We start from the raw sequence: 24155 nt of genomic DNA, 5'->3' as shown, positions 1-24155 counted from the left end.
GGTGCGCCCCGCTCCGGACAGGGGGCGGGGCGCACCGGTCCTCCGGCGGCGGGACCCGCCCGCCCCGCCGGACGGGCGCACCGCCGTCCTGGGTGCGGCCGCGCGCCCGCCCGGGGCGGACCGGGAGGCGGCGGGTCTCCGGAGCCTTGCACCGGGCAGGGGCACCGGAGCCGGCGTGCACCGGGGCCGGTCAGTGCGGCAGCGGGCGCGCCGGCCGGTGCGCCTCCAGCGAGAACAGGTGGGCCTGGACCGCGGCCTGTACTTCGCGGAACGACTCGGTCGCGGCGATCCGGTCCAGGTAGAGGCAGCGGCGGGCCACCGCGTCCGCCTCGAAGGCGAAGTAGACGCTCATCAGCGGGTTGACGAACAGCTCCCCGCCGGAGGTCCGCTCGGTGAACCGCACGTCGCCGAAGTCGCCGCGGACCGCCGCCGCGATGCAGCCGTTGACGATGCTCGGCCGGTCCGGCGTGGCGGCCTGCGCGTGCTCCACCGCGTCCAGGTAGGCGGCCCCCTCGGGCGAGGACGGGGAGACGGAGAACGCGCCCAGGTAGCCGCCGTCCCGCTGCAGCGCCGCGGTGTTCTCCAGGAACAGCGCGTGCGAGACCCCGTGGTAGGCGTCGATGCCGAAGCCGAGGCAGACCGCCAGCTTGATGCCGGCCCCGCAGCCGTGCACGGCGGCCAGGCTCGCCATGTCCTCCTCGGGGGTCCCCAGCCCCGCCTCGTCGCCGCGCATCAGCAGGTCGGTGCCGCCGTCCGCGAGCACCACCGCGTCGGCGCCGAGCCGCTCCACCAGGGTCCGGTAGGCGTCGCGCAGCGGGCGCCCGCCGGTCCGGTGCAGGGCGTGCACCACCGGCGGCAGGCCCCGCCCCTCCAGCCACCGGGCCAGCGTCCGCTCCGGGAAGTACCCGGGGTGCCCCGGGGTGTCCGGTCCGACCTCGGCGATGTCCGGGCCGAGCGGGTGCGGCGCCCCGTCCAGGGCGCTGAAGCTCAGGTTGGCCAGGTGCACCCGCTTGCCCGCGCGGGCCAGGGCCAGGGCGATCGGCAGCCCGGCGTACACGTCGAACCCGCCGCCGGCCCCGGCCACCAGCACCGTCCGCGCGCCCTCCAGCCGCTCCGCGAGCGGGTTCCGCAGCACAGATTCCATGCCGGGGACGGTATCCGGCCGGTCGGCGGCGGCCCCGGGTGAGCGCTGCCGCTGGCCGGAACAGGACACACAGTGCAATCCGGGAACCACGGTGCGCCATGGGGCGTCGGAGAACGGTGGGCCAGCCCCGTTCCCCTTGCCCCTGACTTTGGAGAAGCCCCCGATGATTCGGTTTTCGGTCCGCGGAACCCCGCTGCGCCTCGGTGCCCTGTTCGCCGGCGCCGTCCTGCTCGCAGGCGGCTGCTCACCGGGCTCGGACGGCGACGGTGAGAAGGACGGAAAGGAGCAGGAGGAGCAGAAGCTCACCTACTCGGACGGCCCGTTCGAACGCGAGGGCGTCTCCGGCAAGCACAAGATGTTCGAGTCCGGCTTCCGGATCGACAAGGTGGAGCGGTACGAGGACCGCACCGTGCTCCGGTTCACCACCGTGCCCTCGGGGGACGACGATGTGCTCTCTCCCGACGCCTACGCCGGCGGCATCCTGGACAGCGGGCCCAGCGGCATCCGGCTGATCGACCCGGTGGGGCGGAAGCTGTACTACCCCGCGCACGACGACGGCGACCTGGTCGGCTCCGAGCTGCCGACCTACGTCGTCGGCGGGGTGGACTACAAGATGGAGGCGCACTTCCCCCGGCTGCCCGACGGCACCGACCGGATCACCGTGATCTTCCCCGGCACCCAGGCGGAGTTCACCGGGATCCCGGTCACCGAGGCCGAAGGGGAGCGGAAGGTCCCCGACGAGGAGCCGCCCGACTACTACTCGCTGAACTCGGGCGACGAGGTGGTGGCCCCGGTCAACGACGGCGAGGTCTCCGACGGGTACGGCTGGGACCTGTACAGCATCACCGAGGGCACCGAGATCAAGCGGGACACCTCGGCCACCCACCGCCAGGTCGACCTCGACGCCGACGTGCTGTTCGAGTTCGACGAGGCGGAGCTGACCGACGACGCCTCCGCGGTGCTCGACGAGGTGGTCGCGGAGACCAAGGCGGAGGCCGACCCGGAGAAGCCGCCGATCACCATCACCGGCCACACCGACGGCAAGGGCGACGAGGACTACAACCAGACGCTCTCCGAGGAGCGCGCCGAGACGGTCCGCGACTACCTGGAGGCCGAACTCGGCTCCGACTACGCCTACGAGACCGAGGGCAAGGGCGCCACCGAGCCGGTCGCCGAGGAGGGCGGGGAGGACGACGAGGAGGCGCGCGCCCAGAACCGGCGCGTCGAGATCTCCTACAACATCAAGGTGGCGGAGACCGAGACGGAGACGACGGAGGAGAAGACCTCCTCCGACGGCTACACCGGGGACACCGCCCCGCCGTCCCCGTTCCGGGAGAAGGACCCCGAACCCGCCGCCACCGGGGAGTACGCCGACGACAAGGGGTACTCCTACGACCTGGAGCTGCTCCCGCTCTACCGGGACGGCGCCTACCTCGTCGCGAGGTTCCGGCTCACCAACACCGGCGACAGGGACATCCAGATCGCCAACATCTCCGGCCCCTACTTCGGCGGCAACGGTCTCACCGGGGCCCGGTTCGGGTCGTTCGGCGTGGTCGACCCGGAGACCGAGACCGTCTACCGGGCGGTGCGGATCGGCGACGACGACCCGGACGAGATCCGCGACTACATCGAACCGCCGGGCTTCCCCTACGAGCAGAAGCCCGGAAGCACCAACCGGAGCTTCCTCTACTTCCCCGCACCGCCGCTGGACGTCGAGAAGGTCACCTTCGACGCCGGCCCGTTCGGCACCTTCGAGGACGTACCGATCGAGCCCGTCCCCGGCGAATGAGAACGGCGGACCGGCAGGTCGGCAGGTCGATAGACCGGTAGGCCGACGGCGAACAGCCGGCCGGCCGGTCAGGCGCGGCGCCCCGCAGAGAGAAGGTCAAGACGGGCGGCGACGGCGGAGGAAGGGGCGGGGCCGGGCGTCCGAGCCGGGTACGGCGCCTCACGGAGCGGAGGTTCAAGCAGGCAGCGACGGCGGCGGCGGGGGACCGGCTGGTCGGTCGGGCGCGGCGCCCCGCGGAGCGAAGGTCAAGACGGGCGGCGACGGCCAAGGAAGGGGCGGGGTGCAGGCGGTCGCCCGGGCGCGGTGCCTCACGGGGTGGGGGTTCAAGCGGGCGGCGAGGGCGGGAGGGGGACCGGCTGGTCGGTCCGGCGCGGCAGAGCGGGCCGGGATGGCAGAGGTGGGGGCAGGGGGCGGGATCGCCGTGCCCGCGTCGCCCGGGCGGCGTGGCCGGCCTCCCCTGAAACCGCCGCACCTCTCTGACCTGGGTGAATGCGTAGGGTGATGGTGAGGTGGGGCGTCCTGCGCACCGCGAGAGCACCCCGGTGATTCCCGGGCGCGCATCCTGGGTCGGATCGGGCCTCTGAGGGCCTGATTCGCCCTGATCGGGCCGGTGTTCGGGGGTTCGAGCCGCCCGCAAGGCCACAAAGCAGGGGGCCGGAACTCGGACAGGGGCGGCGCGGGGGGCGAGATGTCGCTTTTGTTCTCCCGGGAGGCTCCGTTTGGCCACTCTGGGTAACAGGTGAGGGGGTGGTGGGGGTCTCGGGGCTTACTACTCGCTGGTAGATGTAATCGGGGTGCTGCGGGGGTGTGCAGGGCGCCTCTGCCCCTGGCCTGTTCCTTGCTGCAAATCCGGCATAGGGGATAAGGCGCCCCGGACGGGCCCGGGCAGGCGGGCCGGCCCGCGCCGCTAGGGCACCGCCGCTTCCTGCCGGGAGCATGCGCCGGGCCGGGTCGGTGGACGCGGCGCCCGGCCCCTCCCGCCCTCGCCGCCCGCTTGAACCTTTGCTCCGCGAGGCGCCGCGCCCGGGTGAGACGCCGGGCCCCGCCTCTACCGCTGCCGTCGCCGCCGGCTTGAACCCCCACTCCGTGGGGCGCCGCGCCCGACCGACCGGCCGGTCCGAGTGGGGGAGTGCCGGGAGCCCATGGCCTGGGGCGGTGCCGCGCTGTACGTTCGGCTCCATGACCGTGCTCACCGGAAGTATCGTCACGCTGCGCCCCGCCGAGGAGGGCGACGTCGCCTCGCTCGCCGCGATCCGCGCCACCCCGCAGGTCCGCGAGCACTGGCGGGGCGGCGACGACCTCGCCGCCGAGGTCGCCGCGGACCACAAGGACCCCGACCTGGGGAACTTCACCATCCTGTACCGAGGCGAGATCGTCGGCGAGATCCAGTGGTACGCCGAGGAGGAGCCCGACTACCGGCACGCCGGGATCGACATCTTCCTGGACCCCGCCGTGCACGGCAGGGGCATCGGCGCCGACGCGGTGCGCACCCTGGCCGCGCACCTCATCGACGACCACGGCCACCACCGCCTGGTGATCGACCCCGCCGCGGCCAACGCCCCGGCGATCCGCTGCTACGCCAAGGTCGGCTTCCAGCCGGTCGGGGTGATGCGCCGCTACGAGCGCGGCGCCGACGGAACCTGGCACGACGGGCTGCTGATGGACCTGCTCCCGGAGGACCTGGTCCGCTGAACCGGCGCCCGTCCCGCCGGCCCCGCCTGCCCTGCCCCGCCCGCCCCGTCGGTGCGGGGCGGGCGGGGCGGGCGCTCAGTCCGCCGCGTGCAGGGCGTCCGCCGGGTACAGGGCCCGCTCCAGCTCCGCGCTGTGCGCGGCGAGCCGCTCGCGGAGCCCCTGCAGGTGGGAGATGCGCTCGTCCAGCCCGGCCAGCCGCCGCTTCGCGGTCTCCAGCTCGGGGGTGCACCGCGGCGACTCGCGCAGCGGCCGGTCCAGGCAGCCGTTCTCGGTGTAGCGGCGGATGTCGTCGATGGTCAGCCCGGAGTCCAGCAGGTCCCTGACGTTGCGCGCGCGGACGGCGTCCACTTCGCCGTAGTCCCGGTACCCGTTGGCGTCCCGGGAAGGGGTGAGCAGCCCGTGCTGCTCGTAGTAGCGCAGGGAGCGGGGGCTGGCGCCGGTCATCGAGGCGAGCTCTCCGATGCGCACGTGCGGCTCCGTTCGGGTCCGGGTATCGAGGACTGCACCTATCGCCAATGCCCGGAGGGCCGGTGCGATTCCCGGGAACGGGCGGCCGGGTCCGGCCGTCGGAGTCGGCGCCGGGGGAGCGGGAACACCCGACGGAGAGAGGCGGCGGTGCCGATGCGGAGCACGACGGCGGTATGGGCCCTCCGGGCCGGGGCGCTGCTCCTGCTCGGAGCGGTCGCCGGCTGTGCGGCGGCCGGCGGTGATCGGACGTGCACCGCGATGGGGGTTCCGGTCGGGGTGGCCCTGGACATCGCCCCCGAGGACGCCGCCGGGGTGCGCGCCGCCGAGATGGAGGTCTGCTGGGACGGGGAGTGCCGGGAGCCCGGCATCGAGCTGAGCGATTCCAGCGAGAGCGTCGACCAGGGGTGCGAGGGCGGGGTGTGCAGCGCGGAGTCGGTGCCCACCGGCGGGAAGCACGCCTTCGCCTCCGTCGAGGACCTTCCGGAGGCCCCGGTCGGGGTGCGGGTCAGACTCCTCGGCGACGACGGGGAGGAGCTGTTCGACGAGACGGTCACCGCCACCCCCGAGATGCTGGAGGCCAACGGCCCCGGCTGCGGTGAGGGCGGCCCCCAAGCCGGCGTGGAGATCGAGGACGGCGCTCTGCGGGAACGCTGACCCCGCCCCGCCCCAGGTCGATGATCCTGACGTTCCGGCCCCATCAACGCGGCTTGATAGGGCCGGAACGCCGAGATCATCGCGGAGGAGGAGGCCGGACTTGTCCTGGACCCTCCCCTCCCTAGCGGGCGCTTGGTAGGGTCCGAGGTGGGACCGACCACCGGAGGGGCCATGGCGGACGGAGCACTCGCAGGCAGGACCGCGGTCGTCACCGGGGCCGGACCCGGGCTGGGACGGACGCTCGCACTGCTGCTCGCCGAGGAGGGCGCCCGTGTCGTGGTCTCCGCGCGGTCGGCGGAGACCCTCCGCACGATCGCCGGCGAGGTCGCCGCGCGCGGCGGGGAGGCGCTGCCGCTCCCCGCCGACGTCACCGACGACCGGGCCGTCCGCGGGCTGGCCGCGGAGGTCGACGACCGCTTCGGCGGCGCGGACGTGCTGGTCAACGCCGCCTTCCCGGGCAGCCACCGGCAGAACGTGCTGGACATGGGCCCCGAGGACCTGCAGGGCTGGCGGCACCGGGTGGACACCGCCGTCTACGGGACCCTGCTCTGCTGCCGGCGGATCGCCCCGCAGATGGTCCGCAAAGGGGCGGGGTCGATCGTCAACCTCACCTCCATGTCCAGCAGGTCCGCCTACGCCGGGCGGAGCGACTACGCGGCCGGCAAGGCGGGCGTGCACCTGCTCTCCCAGTCCCTCGCCGACGAACTGGGGCCGCACGGGGTGCGGGTCAACTGCGTCGCCCCCGGATGGATCGAAAGCCCGGTGCTCCGCGACTGGATGGCCGCCCGCGCCGCCGAGGAGGGCACCACCTACCGGGAGATCCGCGACCGGGACGTGCGGCGCATGGCACTGCGCAGGATCGCCACCGAGGAGGACGTGGCCCGCGCGGTGCTCTTCCTGGCCGGCGACGCCTCGGCCGCCACCACCGGCGCCGTCATCGACGTCAACGCCGGCCAGTACTTCGGCTGACCCGCCCCCGGACGGACCCCGGACCCGCGGGCGCACCGGCTACCCTGGACCGATGGCCGAGACATGGACCGCGGACATCTGGTTCGACCCGTCCTGCCCGCTCAGCAGGGTCACCGCCCGCTGGCTGGAGGAGGCCGCCCGGGTGCGGCCCGTCGCCGTCCGCCGCCACGTGATGAGCCTGACCATCCTCAACGAGCACCGCGGCGACGACCCGGAAGACGACCCCGAGGGCTACCTGCTGATCCCGGCGCGGATCTGCGCGGCGGTCCGGTCGCGGTACGGGTCCGACGCGCTCGGCCGCTTCCACGAGGCGCTCTGGGCCGGCCACGAGCGCGGCGAGCAGGACTGGATCGGCGCCTTCGAGGAGGCCCTCACCGCCGCGGGCCTGCCCGCCGACCTCGCCGAGGCGGGCCAGGGCGACGACTACGACGCCGAGCTGCGCGCCTCGCACGAGGCCGGCGTCGCGCTGGTCCCCGGTGACGTGGGCACCCCGATCATCGCCGCGACCGGCCCGGACGGCCGCCGGATCGCGTTCTTCGGGCCGGTGGTCGCCGAGGCCCCGACCGGGGAGCAGGCCGGCCGGCTCTGGGACGGCCTGCTCCTGGTCGCCGGCACCCCCGGCTTCCGCGAACTCAAGGGTCCCGCGGACTGACACCCCTCCGGGGGGCGGCTCCCGCCGTTCGTCCTCGTCCGCTCCGCTCGACGGGCGTCCGGACCGCGCCGATGCCCTGCGCGCCCGGCGCCGCGACCACTGGTGCCCCGTTCGGGAACCCGGCCGGCGCTGCGCGGGGCGGATGCGGGCCGGGCGGGCCGTGCACGGCAGGACGCCCGTGTCGGCGGCGGAGGGCCCCGTTCGCCGCCCCCGCCCACCTCACCCCGGCCCGGCGCCTCCAGCGGCGCCTCCACCGGCGGCGGGAGGCCGGGCCCGGCGTCCCGTGGCCGGATCGGGCCACGGCGGGAGCGGGGCGCGGCCCCGGCGCGTCCGAGACCTCCTGGGCGCGCCGCAGGCGCCGCCGGGGAGCCGACCGGCCGCGGCGGCTCGGCGGACCGACAGCGAGGAGGACGCGGACATGAGCGGAGCACAGGACGCGCGCGAAGAGGTGCGGCTGCTGCTGGACGAGGGCGACCCCGGGGCGGTGCTGCGCCGCCTCCGGCAGGACCTGGACGCGTTCGGGACCGCCGAACTCGCCGGGGTCTTCGCCCGGCTGGCCGAGAGGTCCGGCTTCGACGACCTCGCGGAGAGCGCCGGCCGGGTGGCCGCCGACCCGGCGGACCCGCAGGCCCGCTACGACTTCGGCTACGCCTGCGTCGAGCGCGGCGCGGCCTTCGCCGCGGTGCCGGTCCTGCGGGAGCTGCGGGAGGAGGCGCCCGGCAGCCCGGCGGTCCTCCGCGAACTGGTCTCCGCCCTGGAGGACGAGGAGCGGCACGACGAAGCGGCCGACGCGCTGCACCGGGCCCTGGAGGACGGCGAGGCGCCGCTGGAGGACTGGCCCGACCGGTACCTGCTCGGCTACAACGCGCTGCTGGCGGGCCGGGTCGACCTGGCCGCGGAGGTCGCCGCGGCGCTGGCGCCGCCCCCGGACGACGCCTGGCTGCCCGCCCGGGAGCGGCTCGCCGCCATGGTGCGCCGCGCCCTCGCGGTCCGGGAGAACGGCGGGCTCGGCCCGCGCGACCTGCGCGGCTGGCACTTCGCCCTGACCGGCGGGGTGCTGCTGGAGCGCTCCCCCTTCGGCTACGACGAGGGGATGAACGGCCGCTACGCGATGGCCGGCGACGACCACGGCGCCTGCGCCCGGGCGCTGCACCGGCTGATCCGGGTGCTGGACGCCACCGGGCGGCGCCCGGACGGGGTGGACCTGCTGCCGGACCGGTCCAGCCGCGCCCTGGGGCTGGCCGCCGCCGGGCTCCTCGGGGTCGGGGCCGAGCCCTTCGCCGGGGCGCGGCCGGGCCGGCTGGTGGTCGCCTACGACCTCAACGACGTCCGGCCCGAGGTGGTGGAGGCGCTCCGCGAGCGAGCCCCCGGGCAGGTCCTCTTCGAGCGCTCCACCTGCTGGACCGGCCCGCCCGCGGTGCCGGCCGACGTGACCGGGTGGCTGGCGCAGGCCGTGCGGTCGCCGTGGGCCGAGAGCATGCGCCTCCGCCCGGAGGGCGGGGTGGAGCCGGTCCCCGCGGACGACCGGCCCGCGGAGGCGCTGGCCGAGGAGATCATCGCGGCCGCGGCGGCCCCCGCGGAACTGGAGGCCGGAGGGGAGCAGGACGGCGCGCCGCCGTTCGACCCCGAAGAGGGGCTCCTGGCCTTCGCCACCGGTGCCGCCGGCCTCTGGCTCACCGGGAGCCGACCGCCGATGCCCTCCTCGGGGCCGGTCCCCAGCAACAGGTTCGCCTGACCCGCTCCGGGGACGGCCCCGCGCCGCCGGAGACGCCCGGTCGGCCGTGCGGGGCGCATCCGCCCGGGCGGCCGCGCGGCCGCCTCCGCGTTCCCACGTCCCTACCGCCGGTACCGCCGGGACCCGCTCCGTGCCGCACACTCGCGCCGGCTGCGGCACGGACGCCCCGCCCCGCTCCGGAGGCGCCGGACAAGCCGGACGGAGCCGCCTCTCCGGCGGGTACTGCCGCGTCCGCGGGGCCCGCCGCGCCTCTCGCGGCCGAACCGGCCTTCGGCGCCGGCATCTGCGTTCCGGCGGCCGGTGCGGGGCGGGGCCGAGGGGGCGGAAAACGGTGCGACGCCGCCGGGGACGGTGTGGCAGGGTTCGGCCCATGGTCTTCACCGACATCGAATTCCCCGAGGCGGCGCGCGCCGCGCTGGCGGAGCACTGGGGCGTGCGGACCGGGGCGGAGCCGCGGCGGCTGCACGGCGGCGAGGAGTCCGCGGCGTTCGCGCTCGGAACGCTGGCGGTGCGGCTGGGGCCGCGGTCCCGCAGCACCGCGGAGGCGGAGTGGTGCCACGCGGTCGCCCTGCACGCCGCGGCGTCGCTCCCCGAGGCGGTGGTCCCGCTGCCGGCGGCCGGCGGCGGCACCGTGGTCCGGGTCGACGGCCGGCCGATGACGGTGTGGCCGCTGATCGACGGGGCCTGGCCGGACGAGGACGAACCGGGGACGGCGGCCCGGGCGGCGCGGCTGCTCGCCCGGCTGCACACCGCTCTGGCCGACATGGACCCCGGGCCCAGGCCGGTCCCGTCCTTCCTGGTGGAGGGGATCGACGGCGGGGCGCCGCCGGCCGACCCGGCGCTGCGCGACCCCGACCTGGACCGGTGGCTGGCCGCCTTCCACCGTGCCGGTCCGCGCCGGCACCCGGTGCACGGCGACTTCTACGCCGGCAACACCCTCGCCGCGGACGGGGAGCTGGTCGCCGTCCTCGACTGGGACGAGGCGTGCGTCGCCGCCCCCGAAGCGGAGGTGGCCTCGGCCGCCATGGAATGGAGCGGCGAGTTCGCCGACGACATGCCGGCGATGCGCGCCTTCACCGCCGAGTACGCCGAAGCCGGCGGCACGGCCGGGAGGATCGACGACGAGGTCCTGGTCCAGTTCGTCCGGCACCGGCTGCGCCGCGAGGCCGCCTACTACCTCCTGGCCCGGGAGCGCGGCGTCCGGCACGGTCCCGAGGACGTCGAGTACCACGAGCAGCGGATGGAGGCGTTCAAGCGGATCCGCCCCTGACCGGGCGGCGCCGGCGGCCGGGGCCCGGGAGCGGGTTCGGCCTCGCAGGGGGCTGAGAGCAGCGCGGGAGGGGAGGCCGCTCCGACCCGCGTCCCCCGGATCCCGGACGGTGCGGCGGCCGGTGTGCCAGGCTCGGAGGGCCTGGACCGCGCGCCCGGTGGCGCACATCGAGAGATGGGAGCAAGCGATGGCGACGTCGAAGCCCTCCGCCGGCGACCCGGGGCCGCCGCCCCCGGTCGATCCCGAGTTCACCGCGGCGCTGGCGGCCGTGGAGCGGCTCGTCGAGGGGTCGCGGCTCAGCCTGGAGAGCATCCCGGAGAGGCGCGCGGAGCACGCGGCGGCGTTCATCCCGCCCGACCCGGAGCGCGGCGGGGCGTTCCGGGTGCGGGAGGCGGCCGCCCCCGGCCCCGACGGGGCGCCCGACGTCCGGCTGCTGGTGTGCAGGCCGGCCCGGGCGAGCGGCCCGCGCCCGGTCCTGTACCACGTGCACGGCGGCGGCATGTTCCTCGGCGGCCCGCTCTTCGGCCTGGAGGAGGTGCTCGGCTGGGCGGAGGAGTTCGCCGCCGTCGTGGTCTCGGTCGACTACCGGCTCGCCCCGGAGAACCCGCACCCCGCCCCGGTGGAGGACTGCTACGCGGGGCTGCTGTGGACCGCGAAGGAGGCCGCGGAGATCGGCGCCGACCCGGACCGGATCGTGATCGCCGGCGGCAGCGCCGGAGGCGGGCTCGCCGCCGCGACCGCGCTGCTCGCCCGGGACCGGGGCGGCCCCGCCCTCCTCGGCCAGCTGCTGGCCTGCCCCATGCTGGACGACCGGGACGCGACCGCCTCCGCCGCGCAGATGGGCGGCTCCCCGCTGCCGTGGAACCGGGAGGACAACCGGGTCGGCTGGACCGCCCTGCTCGGCGACCGGCGCGGCGGCCCGGACGTGCCGCCCTACGCGGCCCCGGCCCGCGCCGAGGACCTCTCCGGGCTGCCGCCGGCCTTCCTGGACACCGGGTCGGCCGAAACGTTCCGCACCGAGGTGGTCCAGTACGCGGAGCGGATCTGGAGCTGCGGCGGCCGCGCCGAGCTGCACGTGTGGCCGGGCGGGGTGCACTGCTTCGACGCCCTGCTCCCCGAGGCGGCCATGTCCCGCGACGCCCGCCGCGCCCGGACCGCCTGGCTGCACCGCCTCCTCGACGGCTGACCGGTACGGCCTTCCAAGCCCCGCCCCCGCCCCTTGGCGCTGATCTTGACACCGGGGGCCCTTGAGACGGCGGCGTCGAGGTCAGCGCCGAGGAGCGAGGCGCCAGCGGCGGACCGGGAGGTCCTCGTCATCGGGGGAGGTGAGCCAGGTTCCGTCGCCCAGCGGCTTGGTCCACACCGCGGGCTCTCCCGGGGTGCCGTCCGGGTAGGCGATGGGGCCGATCCTGCTCAGGTCGGCGGCGTTCAGCAGCAGGTGCTGGAAGGGGGCGCCGTTCTCGCCGGCGGTGAGCACGTCGGGCTCGTCGACGGCGGCGAGGACGCGGTCGGCGTCGAGGAACCCCGGCGGGCCCGCGAGGGATCCTCCGCCGAGCACATCGTCGTCCATCAGGGCCAGCCGGCGCAGGTCCGGGAGGGAGCGGCGCTCCAGCGTCCACATGGCTTCCAGGAACATCAGCAGCGAGCCGTCCGGCGCCGGGGCCGCGATGTGCAGCATGGTGCCCCCGGACAGGTCGGTGATCTCGGCGGCGCCGTCCGGGCCGACCCGCAGGGCGCCGCACCACTCCGACTGGTCGAAGAGCATGTGCACCCCGTCGGGGTGCGGGAAGAGCAAGGGGAACTGGTTGCTGTAGTAGACGGCCTGGGCCAGCAGGCGGCCGTCGTCGGCGGCGAGCGCGACGGTCCGGTCGGGGCGCCATCCGTGCTCGTCGGCCGGCGCGTCCCCGTCCTCGCCGATCTGCGCCCAGACCACCGCGCCGTCGGCGGTGGCGTGGGCCGCCGCGCACCCGGCGATGTCGCCGTGCAGGCGCCCCACCGGCAGGCTCCACCTGACCCGGCCCCCGGGCTCGACGGCGCGCACCGCCTCGGCGTCGATCAGCACCGCGTACGACAGGTCGGGGGCGATCGCCTCCTGCGGTCCCTCCTTCGGGCCGAGCGGGACGGGGCGGGGGAAGGACCGGACGCGCTCCCCGGTGCCGAGGTCGTAGACGTCCAGCGAGGCGGGGGCCGAATCGACGGCGAGGCCCCACTGCAGCGGCTGCGGCCCGTGCACGACGCGGTGCGGGACACCGGGCAGGGAGCGGACGGGTTCGGCGCGGATCATCGGGCTCCTGGCGGGGTCGGCGGGCGCTCCTCGGCGCCCCGCTCTGCTCGGGACGGGGAGAGCCTCCCACTCGCCGGGGACGTTCCGCTCCCCGGGCAGGCCCCGGGACGGCGCCGGGGCGCCCGCCGTGCCGGCGGGCGCCCCGAGCGGAGAAGAGAGGGGGGTCAGAAGCCGCCGGTGTCCAGGCCGCCCATGTCGCCCATGTCGCTGATCTGGTCGGGGGAGGGGTACTCGACGCTCACCGGCTCGTTGAAGGTGAGGAAGTCGATGGTGCTCTCCATGACGTCGCCCGCGGAGCTGGTCACCCGGCGCGGCAGGCCGTCGTCGTCGACGAAGACCTCGAACTCGACGCTCTCGATGCCCATCTGGCCGTAGAGCTGCTCGGCCTGCTGGGCCAGCTCCTCGTCGCCGATCTTGCTCGCGGCCTCGGCGGCGCTGTAGGAGCCGCTGTAGCGGGTGGTGCCGACCCCGTTGACGTCCTCGGAGCCGCTCTCCTGCACGTCCTCGGCGGCGAGCAGCTTCTCCACCTCGGAGAGCGGGTCCTGGGAGCCGGCGTTGGACATGCCCGTCCCGCTCAGGTCCATCCGCACCCACCCGCTGCCGCCGGTCGGGTCCTCCATGACCATCTCGCTGCCGCGCATGAGCATGACCGACTCCATGCCCTGGGAGGTGGTGCTCATCTTGATGGTCGGCTCGGGGTCGGAGGTGTACTCGATGTCGGCCTGGGTGTCGAGGGTCTGCCCCTGCACCGAGCCGGACATCGTCATGGTGGCGGTGTAGCTCTCGGCCTGCTCGGTGTTGTCCACCGCCTTCGCCACGATCTCCACCGGGTTGAGCGAGGACAGGCCGGCCCCGCCGCCCTCGCCCCCGCCCCCGCCGGAACCGGAGCCGCCGCCCCCCGGGAGCATCCCGCATCCGCCCAGCGCGAGGGCGGTTCCCGCACCGACGAGCACGGTGGTCAGCTTCTTCATCATGGTTGAAGTACTCCTCGAGATCACGGGGGAAAGCGGAGCCCCCCTCCTTCGCTCCGGCTCTCAGACGCGGCTCCCCCCGCCCCGGTTCCGGCCGTTTCCGGAGAAGACCGCCGCGGGGACCGCGGCGGCCCGGCAGCGGAGCGGCCGGCGCTTGCGGCGCGGCAGGGGATCCGGGAGGGTGGGCGGGGCGGAGCGGCCGGCGGGACCCGGCCCCGCCCGAAGCCGTCACGCCCCCGCGCGGGGCGCCCAGGAGGGAAGCGAGTGGCCGCCACCCCGCCGTGACCCGGCGCCGAGGCACCGGTGGTGCGCAGCGACAGGCCCCCCGGGGCCGACGCCGGCCACCGGCCCGGACGCATGCCCGGTTCCCGGCCCCGCCGTCCCGGCCGGCTGATCGCCCTGCTCTGCCTCGCCCAGGCGGCGGCGCTGGCCGTGGTCGCCGCCGAGCCGGGGTTCGCCGCCGTCGGGGCGGCCCTGGCCGCGGCCGGGCTCTGCGCGGTCCCGCAGTTCAGCCTCTTCCTCCAGCTGATCGACCGGACGGCCCCGCCGTCCGGCTGGGCGCAGGCGCAGAGCCTGGGCGGGGTGGCGGACACGGCGGGCTCCGCCGCGGGCCTGGCCGCCGGCGCCGCCGTCGCCGGGGCGCTCGGCGCCGGGCCGGTCCTGGCCGCCGCGGTCGCCGCCGCCCTCGCGGCGGTCCCGGCCCTGGCCTGGGCCCTGCGCGGATGAGCCCGGTGCCCCGTCCGCCCCGGCCCCGGTCCGGCGGGCGGACGGGGCGCCGCACCATGGAAGGGCCGAGGAGGACGCGGGAACGGAGGAAGCGGTGGCCTGGAGCGAGGAGAGGTACCGGGAGCTGCTCGACTACTGCATCGAGTACGGCAAGGGCTCCTGGGTCCCGTTCAACGTCCTGCTGTGGGAGGTGGAGGCCCTGCTCGGCGAGCCCGCCCGCGAGGAGCGCGCCGAGGGCATGCTCCGCCTGGCCGGCGACCTGTTCGACGCCGGGGTGCGGCCGATCGACCTGATCGAGGGGGACTCCCCGCCGTTCATCCCCTGGGACCTGCCCAAGGAGGAGGCCCTGGCCCGCATCCGCACCGGCCTGGACGGCCTCCGCGCGGACATCGACTCCATCGACATCTGCTGGTTCACCCACCTGGGGGACGGCGCCCCGGGGTGACCCCCACCGGGCGGGGCCGGCCCCGCCGCCTACAGTGAGGGCACGGATCCGGGCAGGGCGGCGGAAAGGGTCGAAGCATGTCGGACTGGACGGTGGTCGGTTCCTTCTTCGTCCTCCTGGCGGGGTTCCTCGCCTGGACGGCGCGGCACTCGGTGCGGCCGGGCGTCGACATCCGCACCAGCCCCGGGGTGCGGGTCCCCACGACCCTCGCCTCTGAGCAGGCCTGGCACGCCGCCCACCGGCGCGCCCGCCCGTTCTTCCTGGCCGGGGCGGCGGCCGCGCTCCTCGCGAGCCCCGCCTTCCTCGCCTGGGGCGCGCTCGCGGAGGAACCGGGGGCCGCCACCGCCCCGATGTTCACCGCGCTCGGCGCCGTCACCGCGCTCCTCGCGGTGGGCGCGGCCCGCGGGATCGGCGCGGCCCGCACCGCGGACCGCCCCTGACCGGACCGCCCCTGCCTCGGCCGCCCGGCGGCGGTCCGCCCCTCCGGTACCGGAATGTCGGCGCCCGCCCCTAGTTTCATCATCGAACGCGGAGCAGTCCGCGGAATCCGATTCCGCGCACCGATCCCGTCAGCGCTGCCGTTCCCCGGTGCCCGTCGTCCCCGAAGGGTGAGCATGAACCACCGCACGATCGAGCCTCGAACCTACCTCGAACTCTCCGAGGAGGGCGGCGGCGCGCACAAGTTCTACGAGGTCGTCGTGGACGGCACCGAGGTGACCATCCGCTACGGGCGGATCGGTGAACCGGGGCAGAGCCGCACCGCGAAGCACCCCACGGTCGCCAAGGCGGAGGCCAGCGCGGCGAAGAAGATCGCGGAGAAGCTCCGCAAGGGCTACGAGCCCGCCGTGCAGGGGCAGCGGCAGCGCCGCCCGGTGACCCGGCGCCAGATCGTCAGCCACCGCTCGTCGGCCCGGCAGGCGCCGGTGCTGTGGCGGTTCCGCTCCGGCAGCGCCGCGTTCGGGATCTTCGTCGATGACGAGCGCGCCTGGGTCGGCAACCAGGCCGGGGACGTCTACGCGCTGTCCCACTCCGGCCAGGTGACCGCCCGCTACGGGCTGCCCGACGGCGTCAAGTGCATCGTCGCCGACGACTTCTGGATCTACGCCGGGTGCGACGACGGCAAGGTCTACGAGCTGGGCGGGAAGATCCCGCACGCCGCCTACGAGATCGCCGAGAACGTCGACATCTTCTGGCTGGACGTGCACGACGGCGTGCTCGGCGTCTCCGACGCCCAGGGCGGCATCACCACCATCGACCACGAGGACGAGTTCCAGTGGTCCCGGCGCAGCGCCGGCAGCTCGGCGTGGATGGTCCGCTGCGACGACGAGGGCGTCTACCACGGCCACTCCGCCGGGGTGGCGATGTACGACTCCCGCACCGGCGACCAGCTGTGGGAGCTCCCCACCAGCGGGCAGGTGCTGTTCGGCTGGCAGGAGGGCGACGAGGTGTTCGCCGGCACCTCCCGGCAGGTGGTGCACCGCATCGGCAAGGACGGCACGATGCGCTCCACCTACCGCTGCGACGGCTCGGTGTTCTCCTGCGCCGCCTCGCCCGACGGCCGCTACGTGTTCGCCGGGGACAACCACTCCTCGGTGTACTGCTTCGCCCGCGACGGGCGCCGGCTGTGGAAGCTGGCGACCGGCTGCGGCTCGGCCTTCTCCATGCAGTTCCACGGCGACCGGCTCTACATCGTCACCACCGACGGCTCGCTGGCCTGCATCGACGCCAGCGAGGCCGCGATCAGCGCGGCCGAGCAGGGCAGCATCCCCGACCCGGTCGACGTCAAGGCCGCCGCCATCGCCGCCGCCACCCCCTCCACCGAGCTGGAGACCGTCACCGCCGCCGAGGCCTCCACCGCGGGCGGCATCGTGGTGGAGTGCGTCCAGGAGAGCGGCCGGGTGCGGGTCCGCGTCGCCTCGCCCGGCTTCCGCGAGGACTGGCGGGTCCAGTTCCCCAAGGACATCCGCCGCCCCGGCGCCCGCTTCCTGGTGGACGAGGTCCGCGCCTCCGAGCGCGGCGGCTTCTACCGGGTCCGCGGCGACATCCGCCGCCTCGGCTGAGACCGGCACCGGGGGAGCGGGCGGGTCAGCCCTCCCGCTCCTCCCGCTTTTCCGGTTCTTCCCGGTACCGCTGCTGCTCCCGGTAGAAGACGAGCAGGTCGTCGGGGTCGCGTTCGACCAGCCCGATGCCGTGCCGCTCGGAGCGGACCGCTTCGGGGTAGCCCCAGCGCGCGGTGTCGCCGGTGAGGGTCTCGGCGTCGGTCTGCCCCGAGGTGGGCGGGTAGGCGAACTCCCAGTGCGCGGGCAGCGCGGGGTCGGTGACCCGGAACAGCGGCGCGGGGTACCAGCCCGGCTTGCCGGTGTCGTCGGCGATGAGCACGTCGAGCCGGGGCCCGGCCATGGTGAGGGCGTAGACGGTGTACTCCCGCCCGACGGTGACGTCGAACCGGGTGTGCTCGGTGCCGTAGTGGTCGACGTCCTGCACCGGCAGGTCGGTGCCGCGGTTCCCGAGGCACTCCATCCTCATCGGGGGCTCCTCCCGGCCTCCGCCCTCCTCACTTGAGGATCCCCAGCAGGGAGGAGTAGGAGTCGGTCCAGACCGGCCCGTCGCCGGGCAGCGGCGCCCACGCCTCGGAGTTGGGGGCTCCGGAGCGGGTGAGGGGCTCCAGGGCGGCGGCGTCCGGGGCGAGCGCGATCCACTCGGAGGACGTCGCCAGGGGGTTGGCCTGCTCCCCGTCGGCCCCGGTGTTGCGGTCGTAGCGGACCACGCCCTCCAGGCCGGCCTCCGCGGAGGTGGCGCCGACCATCGGGGCCAGCTCCAGGTTGCGGTTGCTGACGTGCACCGCGAGGACGCCGCCCGGGGCCAGGTGCTCGGCGAACTCCGTCAGGGCCTCCCGGGTGAGCATGTGCGTCGGGATGGCGTCGGAGGTGAAGGCGTCCAGCATGATCAGGTCGTACTCGCCCGCGGGCGCCTCGCCCAGCTTCAGCCGGCCGTCCCCGACGACCGTCCGGACCTCGCAGGCGCAGTCCGACAGGTAGGTGAACCGGTCGGGGTCGCTCGCGATGCGCACCATCTCCGGGTCGATCTCGTAGAAGTCGAAGCGCTGCCCGGCCTCGCCGTAGGCGGCGACCGCGCCCGTGCCCAGGCCCACCACGCCGACGGCCCCGGCGTCCCCGCCGTAGGCCGCGAACAGGTCGCCGACCGGCCCGGTACGGGAGTAGTAGGAGGTCGGCTCGGCGGCCTGCTCCGGGTCCAGCGACTGGAAGCCGTGCACCGTCGTGCCGTGGGCGAGGTGGCGGAGGCCGTCCTCCTCGCGGATCATGTAGGAGCCGAAGAAGGTGCGCCCGGCCTCTACCGCGCTGCTCTGGATGAACTGGGAGTTGATCAGGAGAGCGAGGCCGGCGGCGGTGAAGACGAGCACGCGGGCACGGGCGGCGGGGAAGATCAGCGCCGCAGCCGCCATCGTCGACAAGGCCACCAGGAGGATGAACGCCGGGACGCCGCTGAGCAGGTACAGCACCAGCAGCACCCCGGCGAGGGCGATCACGGCCAGCCGGACCGGAAGCCGTTCCCCCAGGGCCGAGACGACACGGGAAGAGCGGCCGACGGTGAACGCGAGCAGTACCGAGGCGATCAGCGCCAGCGGGTACTCCAGCACCCGGTCGAAGACCAGTGGCGCGATGACGCCGTTGAACAGGCTGCCCAGCGCCCCGCCGAGTGAGGTGATCAGGAAGAACTCGGTCAGCTTCGCCGGGGCGGGCCGATCGGCGGCGAGCAGCCCGTGGCAGGCCAGCGCCACCGCGGTGAGCATGCCCAGGGTGGTCAGCAGCGTGAGCGGGACCGGGACGACGGAGGGCGACTGGGACAGGAACAGCATCGGCAGCATCCCGATGAGCACCACGTCCACGGTGCCGTTCACCCAGCCGTGCCGCCGCACCCCGAACGCGATGATGTAGGTCGCCAGGAACAGCGCGAGCGGGAGCACCCACAGCAGCGGCACCGCCGCCACGTCGGTCGACATGTAGCTCGTGGCGCCCTGCATCAGCGACGACGGCAGCGCGGACAGCCCGATCCACAGCAGCCGGCGGCGCCAGGTGACGGCGCGCTCGGAGGCGGGCGGGGCGGCCTCGGCGGGGCGGGGGGCCTCTTCCTCGTCGGCGGCGGCGGGGGCGGGGGCGCCTCCGCCCCGCTTCGCCCGCCGGAGCGAGAGCAGGACGCAGCCCAGCATCAGCGCGGCGAAGCATCCGTACCCCGCGGCCCACCAGCCGGCCTGCGCCCCGATGCCCAGGAGCGGCTCCACCGCGAAGGGGTAGGCGATCAGCGCGGTGAGGCTGCCGACGTTGCTCGCCGCGTACAGGAAGTACGGGTCGTCCGAGCGGGGCAGCCCGAGCCGGGCGTACCAGGCCTGGATCAGCGGCCCGGTGGTGCTCAGCACCGCGAACGGGAGCCCGACCATGGCGGTGAGGACCAGCAGCAGCCAGACCGCGACCGGCGCGGAGCCGTCCGGCGAGGCCCAGGCCGGCAGCGCGATCGGCAGCACCGCGAGCGGGGTGAGGACCAGCGCCGCGTGCACCAGGGGGTGGTACCGGCCGAGCAGCCGCGGCGCGTAGTGCGAGTAGGCGTAGCCGATCAGCAGGACCGTCTGGAAGAAGAGCAGGGACGTGGTCCAGACGGCCGCGGCGCCCCCGTAGGGGGGAAGCAGCACCTTGGACACCATCGGCTGGACCGCGAACAGCAGCAGCGCGCTGAGCAGGATGGTGGCGGTGAACAGCACGTTGTAGGGGGCGGTCCGCACGGGTGCGGCCGGAGTGCTCGCGGGGGGCGTCTGCTCGGTCGTCGTCATGGGGTCCTCGGCGGCGGGGGCGGGGATCCGGCCCCGCGGCGCGGCCCGGGAACCCCGGCCGCGCGAGGACACGGACGTGGAAAAGCCTAGGGAAGGGAAGGCCCGGGCGAAGTGGGCCCAGGGGCCCAAATCGGGCCCGGGCGGAGCGGCGGGCCCGCTCCTCCCCGATGATCTTGACGTTCCGGGCCTATCAACGCGGCTTGATAGGCCCGGAACGTCAAGATCATCGGCAGGGGAGGGCTTCCTCGGCGGCGGTCTCAGGCGTTGAGGCTCTCCATGATCGTCCCGACGTTGTCCTCGGCGGGAGCGGAGATCTCGATGTCGCTCCCCCACTCGCTGTAGTGCACCGTGCTGCGGGCCTCCTGCCCGTCGGGGGTGGCCATCTCGACCGAGAACTCCTCCGGCAGGCCCCGGTCGGTGACGGAGAACTCCCAGGAGACCTCCTTCAAACCGGCGTCGGCGGCCGCCTTGAAGTCGGCGTGGCCGGCATCGGCCAGGTCCCGGGTCGGGGTGGTGCCGGTGTAGACCGTCAGGGGCCCGCCGTCCTCGGACTCGGCCTGCTCGGGGTCGCCCTCCAGTTCGCCGTAGCGGACGACGTCGAGGCCGGCCCGGCCGGAGGCCTGCTCCAGGGACTTGTTGGTCTCGGTCAGCATGACCCGGAACACCTCGGCGAACGGGCCGATCTCCTCTTCTGCGGAGTCGATCTCCTCCTGGGTGAGGCGCATCCAGTCCTTGTCCGGCAGGAGGGCCTCCTCCTCCAGGGTGGTGTACATCGTCTTGTCGGTGACGATGATGTGCGCGGTGCTGGGCCGCTCCTCGCTGTTGTCGACCACGGTCATCTTGGCGGCCGGCGGGTCGGTGAGCAGCATGCTCACCTCCACGTCCTCGATGGAGGCCTCGCCCTCCTCCTCTTCGGGGACGACGCTCATCGCGACCTTCACCGAGAGCGCCTTCTCCATCCGCTCCTGCACCAGATCGGCGAGTTCCTCCGGGTCCTCGGGCGGTTCGACCTTCTCCAGGTCCGCCGCGGCGACCGGGGAGGGGGAGGGCTCTTCCTTCGGCTCCTCCGGCTCGCCGCCCTGGCAGGCGGTGGCCAGCAGGAGGGCGGGGACCAGGAGCGCGATCTGCGAGCGGAGGAGTCTCATAGTGACCGAAGCCTATCGACCGCCCGAACCGGCGGAAACCTCCCTCCCGGCCGAATACCCCGGAATGGCGCGCAGAACAATGGCGGGAACGCCTTTTTCCGGAATTCCCCGCCGAGGCCCTGCCGGTTCCTCTGCGATAATCCGGCCTGCCGGAGAAGGACCCCCGAGACCCGAAGGCCCGGTGATCCAGAGGATGAAGAGCGCGAAGGCGGCGGTACTGGTGCTGGTGCCCCTGCTGGCGGCGGCCGGGTGCGTGGACCCGAACGGCGAGCCGGAGCCCGAGGGCTCCCCGTCGTCGGCGGACGCCGCCGGCCCCGCCGCCCCGGGGGTCGCCGACCGCGGGGACCGGGGCGGCCCGATCGGGGGCGGGACCGGGGACGTCGGCGCGGTGAAGACGGAGGCGACCGGGAACGACACCGTCGAGCTGTTCACCGCGCCCTCCGCCGGGGAGCAGGTGGGGGAGGGCGGGAGCATGGCGCTGGACTGGACGTCCCGGCTGAGCATCACCTTCACCTCGGCCGAGCGGGACGGCGACGACGTGGTCTTCTCCGGGAAGGCCACCTACCTGCACGACGAGGGCGGCTACCTGCTGCACGGCAAGGACTTCTCGGTGCTGGTGCCGGACGGCTCGAACCCGCAGGACCCGGAGGACGCCGAGGAGCCGGAGGACGGCGCCACGGTCGGCTACGAGACCTACACCGCCGCCGACGCCGGCCCGGTCGCCGAGCTCACCCAGGAGGAGCCCAGCGCCGAGTTCTCGGTGGCGATCGCCGGCGTCCCGCCCGAGGAGGACTCCGAGCGGCACCAGGACGGCATGACCGGCCGCTACCTGCGCTACGAGACCCCGCAGGAGCTGTGGGGGCACGAGGTGAACCCGCCGCAGGACTACATCCCCGGCCGGCTCTGCTACGTGGAGGGCGCCGGCTGGCACGACGTCCCGCTGTTCGAGTACACCGACGTCCCCTGCGGCTGACCGGCGGGCGGGCCCGGTCTGGGCCCCCTCCGGTTTGGGCCCTGAGTTGGGCTCCTGGCCTCTACCCGGCCCGGACCGGGGCTCCTTAGCATGCCGGAATGCTGCTCGTCGCGAACCGTTTCCCCCGTCTTCACCTCCTCATGGTGGAAGGGGCCTCCAGGTGACCCCCGGGGGCGCCGCCCGCCGCCGAGCGCCCGGCGGCGACCGCGGCGCGTCCTTCACCCAGTACGCGGCCGTCGTGCTGTGCATCGCGGCGATCGCCGGGGCGGTCCTCGTCTCCGTCCCCGGTAAGACCGGCGACCTGTTCGCCGACGCGATCTGCCGGATCCAGCAGGCGGTCACCGGTGAAGAGGGCCCCTGCGACGACGAGGGCGACGGCGGCGATGACGGGGAGGCGGACCCGGACTACGACTACACGCCGCTCTACTGCGTGAAGGACGGCACCAAGGAGACCTACGGGTACTCGCTCAGCCTCGGCATCTTCAAATGGGGCCAGGAGTACAGCTACGCCAAGGAGAACCTCTCCGACGGCAGCGTGGTCGTCACCTTCGTGCCCAGCACCGAGGTCGGCGTCGCCGGCGGCGCCGGCTGGGACTTCGGCAAGAAGAACGCCGACGCCCCCGCGCACGCCGGCGCCACCGTGGAGGGCGGCGTCAGCGCCAAGCTCTCGCCCGGCATGACCTACATCTTCAAGAGCAAGGAAGAGTACGAGAAGTTCGCCGACGAGGTGGACGCCGCCATCGCCGAGGAGCAGAACCGGCAGATGAACCCGCGGGGCCAGACCGGCCTCGCCCTCGCCGAGCTGTTCGGCCTTTACGAGCGCCCGGAGATCACCGTCGAGCCGACCGTCCGCACCGCGACCCTGGAGCTGAAGGGGACCCTCGACGGGGCACTCGGGGTCTGGGCCGGGCCGGCCGCGGAGAAGGGCGACTCGTGGAACATGAACCTCGGCGCCCAGGGCAACGTCACGCTCAGCGGCAAGTACGACAAGTCCACCTGGTACAGCGACCCGAAGAACATCCAGACCTCGGAGACGTTCGGCTGGACGGGCTCGGGGAGCCTCGGCGCCACCGCGCTCGCCGCGCACGCCGACGGTGAGCTGAGCTGGAGCGGCGGCACCCGGATCATGCGCAACGAGGACGGCTCGCTGGACAGCATCCGCTACATCGCCGCCGCCGAGGGCTCCTACACCGTCGGCATCGACAAGCAGAACCAGCGGAAGAACAAGGACGGCCTGGACGGCGGCGGCATCAGCGGGGGCAAGAAGCAGACCAAGAGCGTCACCCAGATGGTCCAGCTCGACTTCGACACCCCCGAGGAGCAGGCGGCCGGCGAGAAGCTGCTCGAAGAGCACGGACTCATCCCCCCGCCCTACGTCTCCAACGCCATGGCCGACCAGCTGGACGAGGAGGACTACGGCGGCGACATCGCGGAGAAGCCCGAGGACGACGCGCCCCCGTGGGACGAGGTCTTCTACGAGAAGGGCCGCGCCTGGCAGTACGCCTCCGACGTGGAGACCGACCAGGGCGAGCTCTCCGCCAAGATCAAGATGGGCCTGCAGTTCGGCGGCAGCGTGAACTGGGCGATGGAGGAGCGGAACACCACCGACGCCCTGATGCTGGCCGGTCCGGAGGACGGCGGCCCCCGCCGGTTCGTCGAGTACGCTGACTGCGTTTCCGACCAGGCCAAGGAGGACGAGGGCTGATGAGAGCCGTACTCGCCGTCGCAGCGGCGGCCGGGGTCTGGATCGTCGGAAGCGTCGCGGTCGGCCTCGGGGTCGAGTCGCTGGCCCCGGTCGACCAGATCACCGACGACGTCGGGCGGATCGCCTGGTACGCACTCCCGCAGCTCCCGGTCACCTTCCTGATGGTGCTGGCCGCGGCGCTGGTCTACGGCCGCCCCCGGCTGCGCAGCGCTCTCGGGGCGGCGGTGGTCCTCGCCCCTCCGCTGGTGGACCTGGTCGCCGACGTGGTGCTCTCCGTGGGCGCCGGGACCCCCGCCTCGGTGATCACGGCCCGGGCGCTCTGCTTCGTGGCCGGCGCCGCCGCGGCCTGGTGGATCGCCCTCCCCGCCCGGGAGCAGGAGAACGTGTTCGCCCGCGCCCGCCGCTAGCGGACGGTCCGCACCGGCCGCCGCGGAACCCGGCCCCGCGCCCGCCCGGTCCGGTCGCGCTCACCGGGCCGGGCGCACCCACCTCGTCGAGCTCAGGGGCACCGTTTTCCCGCCCCCGGCCCCGCGCTCACCTTGTCGAGCTCAGGGTCGTCGTCTTTTCCCGGCCCCTTCCTACTCGGGGAAACAAGACCGCTCGGGGTGGGCCGGGCAAAGACGACGACGCGGAGCTCGACGTCATCGCGGTGGTACGACGACGATGTTGAGCCCCGGCCTGTTGCTTTTG

The 24155-nt window shown here is 74.6% G+C and carries 22 protein-coding genes; 15 read left to right on the top strand and 7 right to left on the bottom strand.

Annotated features, from left to right (window positions below; translation table 11 throughout):
* Positions 1–190: 190 nt before the first annotated feature.
* Positions 191–1144 (bottom strand): DUF1152 domain-containing protein, encoded by a 954-nt coding sequence (locus D459_RS0116490; protein WP_017594113.1) that lies wholly within the window; start codon positions 1142–1144, stop codon positions 191–193.
* 163 nt (positions 1145–1307) lie between these two features.
* Here D459_RS0116490 and D459_RS0116485 point away from each other — a divergent pair, with 163 nt between their 5' ends.
* Entirely contained in the window at positions 1308–2933 is a 1626-nt protein-coding gene (locus D459_RS0116485) for an OmpA family protein (RefSeq protein WP_017594112.1), read from the top strand.
* Positions 2934–4112: 1179 nt separating this feature from the next.
* Positions 4113–4625 (top strand): GNAT family N-acetyltransferase, encoded by a 513-nt coding sequence (locus D459_RS0116480; RefSeq protein WP_017594111.1) that lies wholly within the window; start codon positions 4113–4115, stop codon positions 4623–4625.
* Positions 4626–4700: 75 nt separating this feature from the next.
* Here D459_RS0116480 and D459_RS0116475 read toward each other — a convergent pair whose 3' ends face one another.
* The gene (locus tag D459_RS0116475; RefSeq protein ID WP_017594110.1) at positions 4701–5093 is read right to left on the bottom strand and encodes a MerR family transcriptional regulator; all 393 of its coding nucleotides are present in this window, start codon (positions 5091–5093) and stop codon (positions 4701–4703) included.
* 153 nt (positions 5094–5246) lie between these two features.
* Here D459_RS0116475 and D459_RS0116470 point away from each other — a divergent pair, with 153 nt between their 5' ends.
* The 6 genes from D459_RS0116470 (at position 5247) to D459_RS0116445 (ending at position 11559) form a co-directional block, all read left to right on the top strand.
* Entirely contained in the window at positions 5247–5747 is a 501-nt protein-coding gene (locus D459_RS0116470; RefSeq protein ID WP_051065454.1) for a hypothetical protein, read from the top strand.
* 171 nt (positions 5748–5918) lie between these two features.
* A complete protein-coding gene (locus D459_RS0116465; RefSeq protein ID WP_017594108.1) occupies positions 5919–6716 on the top strand; it encodes an SDR family NAD(P)-dependent oxidoreductase in 798 nt (265 codons plus the stop codon).
* A gap of 52 nt (positions 6717–6768) precedes the next feature.
* The gene (locus D459_RS0116460) at positions 6769–7368 is read left to right on the top strand and encodes a mycothiol-dependent nitroreductase Rv2466c family protein (RefSeq protein WP_017594107.1); all 600 of its coding nucleotides are present in this window, start codon (positions 6769–6771) and stop codon (positions 7366–7368) included.
* Positions 7369–7786: 418 nt separating this feature from the next.
* Positions 7787–9103, top strand: coding sequence for a tetratricopeptide repeat protein (locus D459_RS31870; RefSeq protein WP_017594106.1), 1317 nt, complete (start codon positions 7787–7789; stop codon positions 9101–9103).
* 370 nt (positions 9104–9473) lie between these two features.
* Entirely contained in the window at positions 9474–10373 is a 900-nt protein-coding gene (locus D459_RS0116450; protein WP_017594105.1) for a phosphotransferase enzyme family protein, read from the top strand.
* Between the two features lie 187 nt (positions 10374–10560).
* Complete coding sequence (locus D459_RS0116445) at positions 10561–11559, top strand: alpha/beta hydrolase (protein ID WP_017594104.1); 999 nt, start codon at positions 10561–10563, stop codon at positions 11557–11559.
* An 81-nt stretch (positions 11560–11640) separates the two neighbouring features.
* Here D459_RS0116445 and D459_RS0116440 read toward each other — a convergent pair whose 3' ends face one another.
* Together D459_RS0116440 and D459_RS0116435 are read right to left on the bottom strand one after the other, a co-directional pair.
* Entirely contained in the window at positions 11641–12657 is a 1017-nt protein-coding gene (locus tag D459_RS0116440; protein ID WP_017594103.1) for a hypothetical protein, read from the bottom strand.
* Positions 12658–12821: 164 nt separating this feature from the next.
* Positions 12822–13631: a DUF6612 family protein gene (locus tag D459_RS0116435; protein WP_017594102.1), complete on the bottom strand. Its 810-nt coding sequence runs from the start codon at positions 13629–13631 to the stop codon at positions 12822–12824.
* 354 nt (positions 13632–13985) lie between these two features.
* Here D459_RS0116435 and D459_RS0116430 point away from each other — a divergent pair, with 354 nt between their 5' ends.
* The 4 genes from D459_RS0116430 to D459_RS0116415 all read left to right on the top strand — a co-directional run bounded on the left by D459_RS0116430 (position 13986) and on the right by D459_RS0116415 (position 16859).
* Complete coding sequence (locus D459_RS0116430) at positions 13986–14354, top strand: hypothetical protein (RefSeq protein WP_152523003.1); 369 nt, start codon at positions 13986–13988, stop codon at positions 14352–14354.
* A gap of 94 nt (positions 14355–14448) precedes the next feature.
* Entirely contained in the window at positions 14449–14799 is a 351-nt protein-coding gene (locus tag D459_RS0116425; RefSeq protein ID WP_017594100.1) for a hypothetical protein, read from the top strand.
* Positions 14800–14876: 77 nt separating this feature from the next.
* A complete protein-coding gene (locus D459_RS0116420) occupies positions 14877–15239 on the top strand; it encodes an SdpI family protein (RefSeq protein ID WP_017594099.1) in 363 nt (120 codons plus the stop codon).
* A 174-nt stretch (positions 15240–15413) separates the two neighbouring features.
* Complete coding sequence (locus tag D459_RS0116415; protein WP_017594098.1) at positions 15414–16859, top strand: WGR domain-containing protein; 1446 nt, start codon at positions 15414–15416, stop codon at positions 16857–16859.
* Positions 16860–16884: 25 nt separating this feature from the next.
* On the opposite strand, the gene D459_RS0116410 is transcribed toward D459_RS0116415, so the two are convergent.
* The 3 genes from D459_RS0116410 to D459_RS0116400 form a co-directional block, all read right to left on the bottom strand.
* Positions 16885–17325 (bottom strand): hypothetical protein, encoded by a 441-nt coding sequence (locus tag D459_RS0116410; protein WP_017594097.1) that lies wholly within the window; start codon positions 17323–17325, stop codon positions 16885–16887.
* A gap of 28 nt (positions 17326–17353) precedes the next feature.
* Positions 17354–19642, bottom strand: a complete 2289-nt coding sequence (locus D459_RS0116405; RefSeq protein ID WP_017594096.1) for a fused MFS transporter/spermidine synthase family protein — start codon at positions 19640–19642, stop codon at positions 17354–17356.
* Positions 19643–19899: 257 nt separating this feature from the next.
* Positions 19900–20787: a hypothetical protein gene (locus D459_RS0116400; RefSeq protein ID WP_017594095.1), complete on the bottom strand. Its 888-nt coding sequence runs from the start codon at positions 20785–20787 to the stop codon at positions 19900–19902.
* 193 nt (positions 20788–20980) lie between these two features.
* On the opposite strand from D459_RS0116400, the gene D459_RS0116395 reads away from it, so the two are divergent.
* The 3 genes from D459_RS0116395 to D459_RS31865 all read left to right on the top strand — a co-directional run bounded on the left by D459_RS0116395 (position 20981) and on the right by D459_RS31865 (position 23872).
* Positions 20981–21760, top strand: a complete 780-nt coding sequence (locus D459_RS0116395; protein WP_017594094.1) for a hypothetical protein — start codon at positions 20981–20983, stop codon at positions 21758–21760.
* 160 nt (positions 21761–21920) lie between these two features.
* Positions 21921–23465, top strand: coding sequence for a hypothetical protein (locus tag D459_RS0116390; protein ID WP_017594093.1), 1545 nt, complete (start codon positions 21921–21923; stop codon positions 23463–23465).
* Complete coding sequence (locus tag D459_RS31865) at positions 23465–23872, top strand: hypothetical protein (RefSeq protein ID WP_017594092.1); 408 nt, start codon at positions 23465–23467, stop codon at positions 23870–23872. The genes D459_RS0116390 and D459_RS31865 overlap by 1 nt, the downstream gene beginning before the upstream one ends.
* Positions 23873–24155 lie beyond the last annotated feature (283 nt).

Source organism: Nocardiopsis potens DSM 45234 (assembly GCF_000341105.1).
GTDB lineage: Bacteria > Actinomycetota > Actinomycetes > Streptosporangiales > Streptosporangiaceae > Nocardiopsis_A > Nocardiopsis_A potens.
Note: the sequence above shows the minus strand (reverse complement) of the source record. Positions and strands in the feature narration are given on the sequence as shown.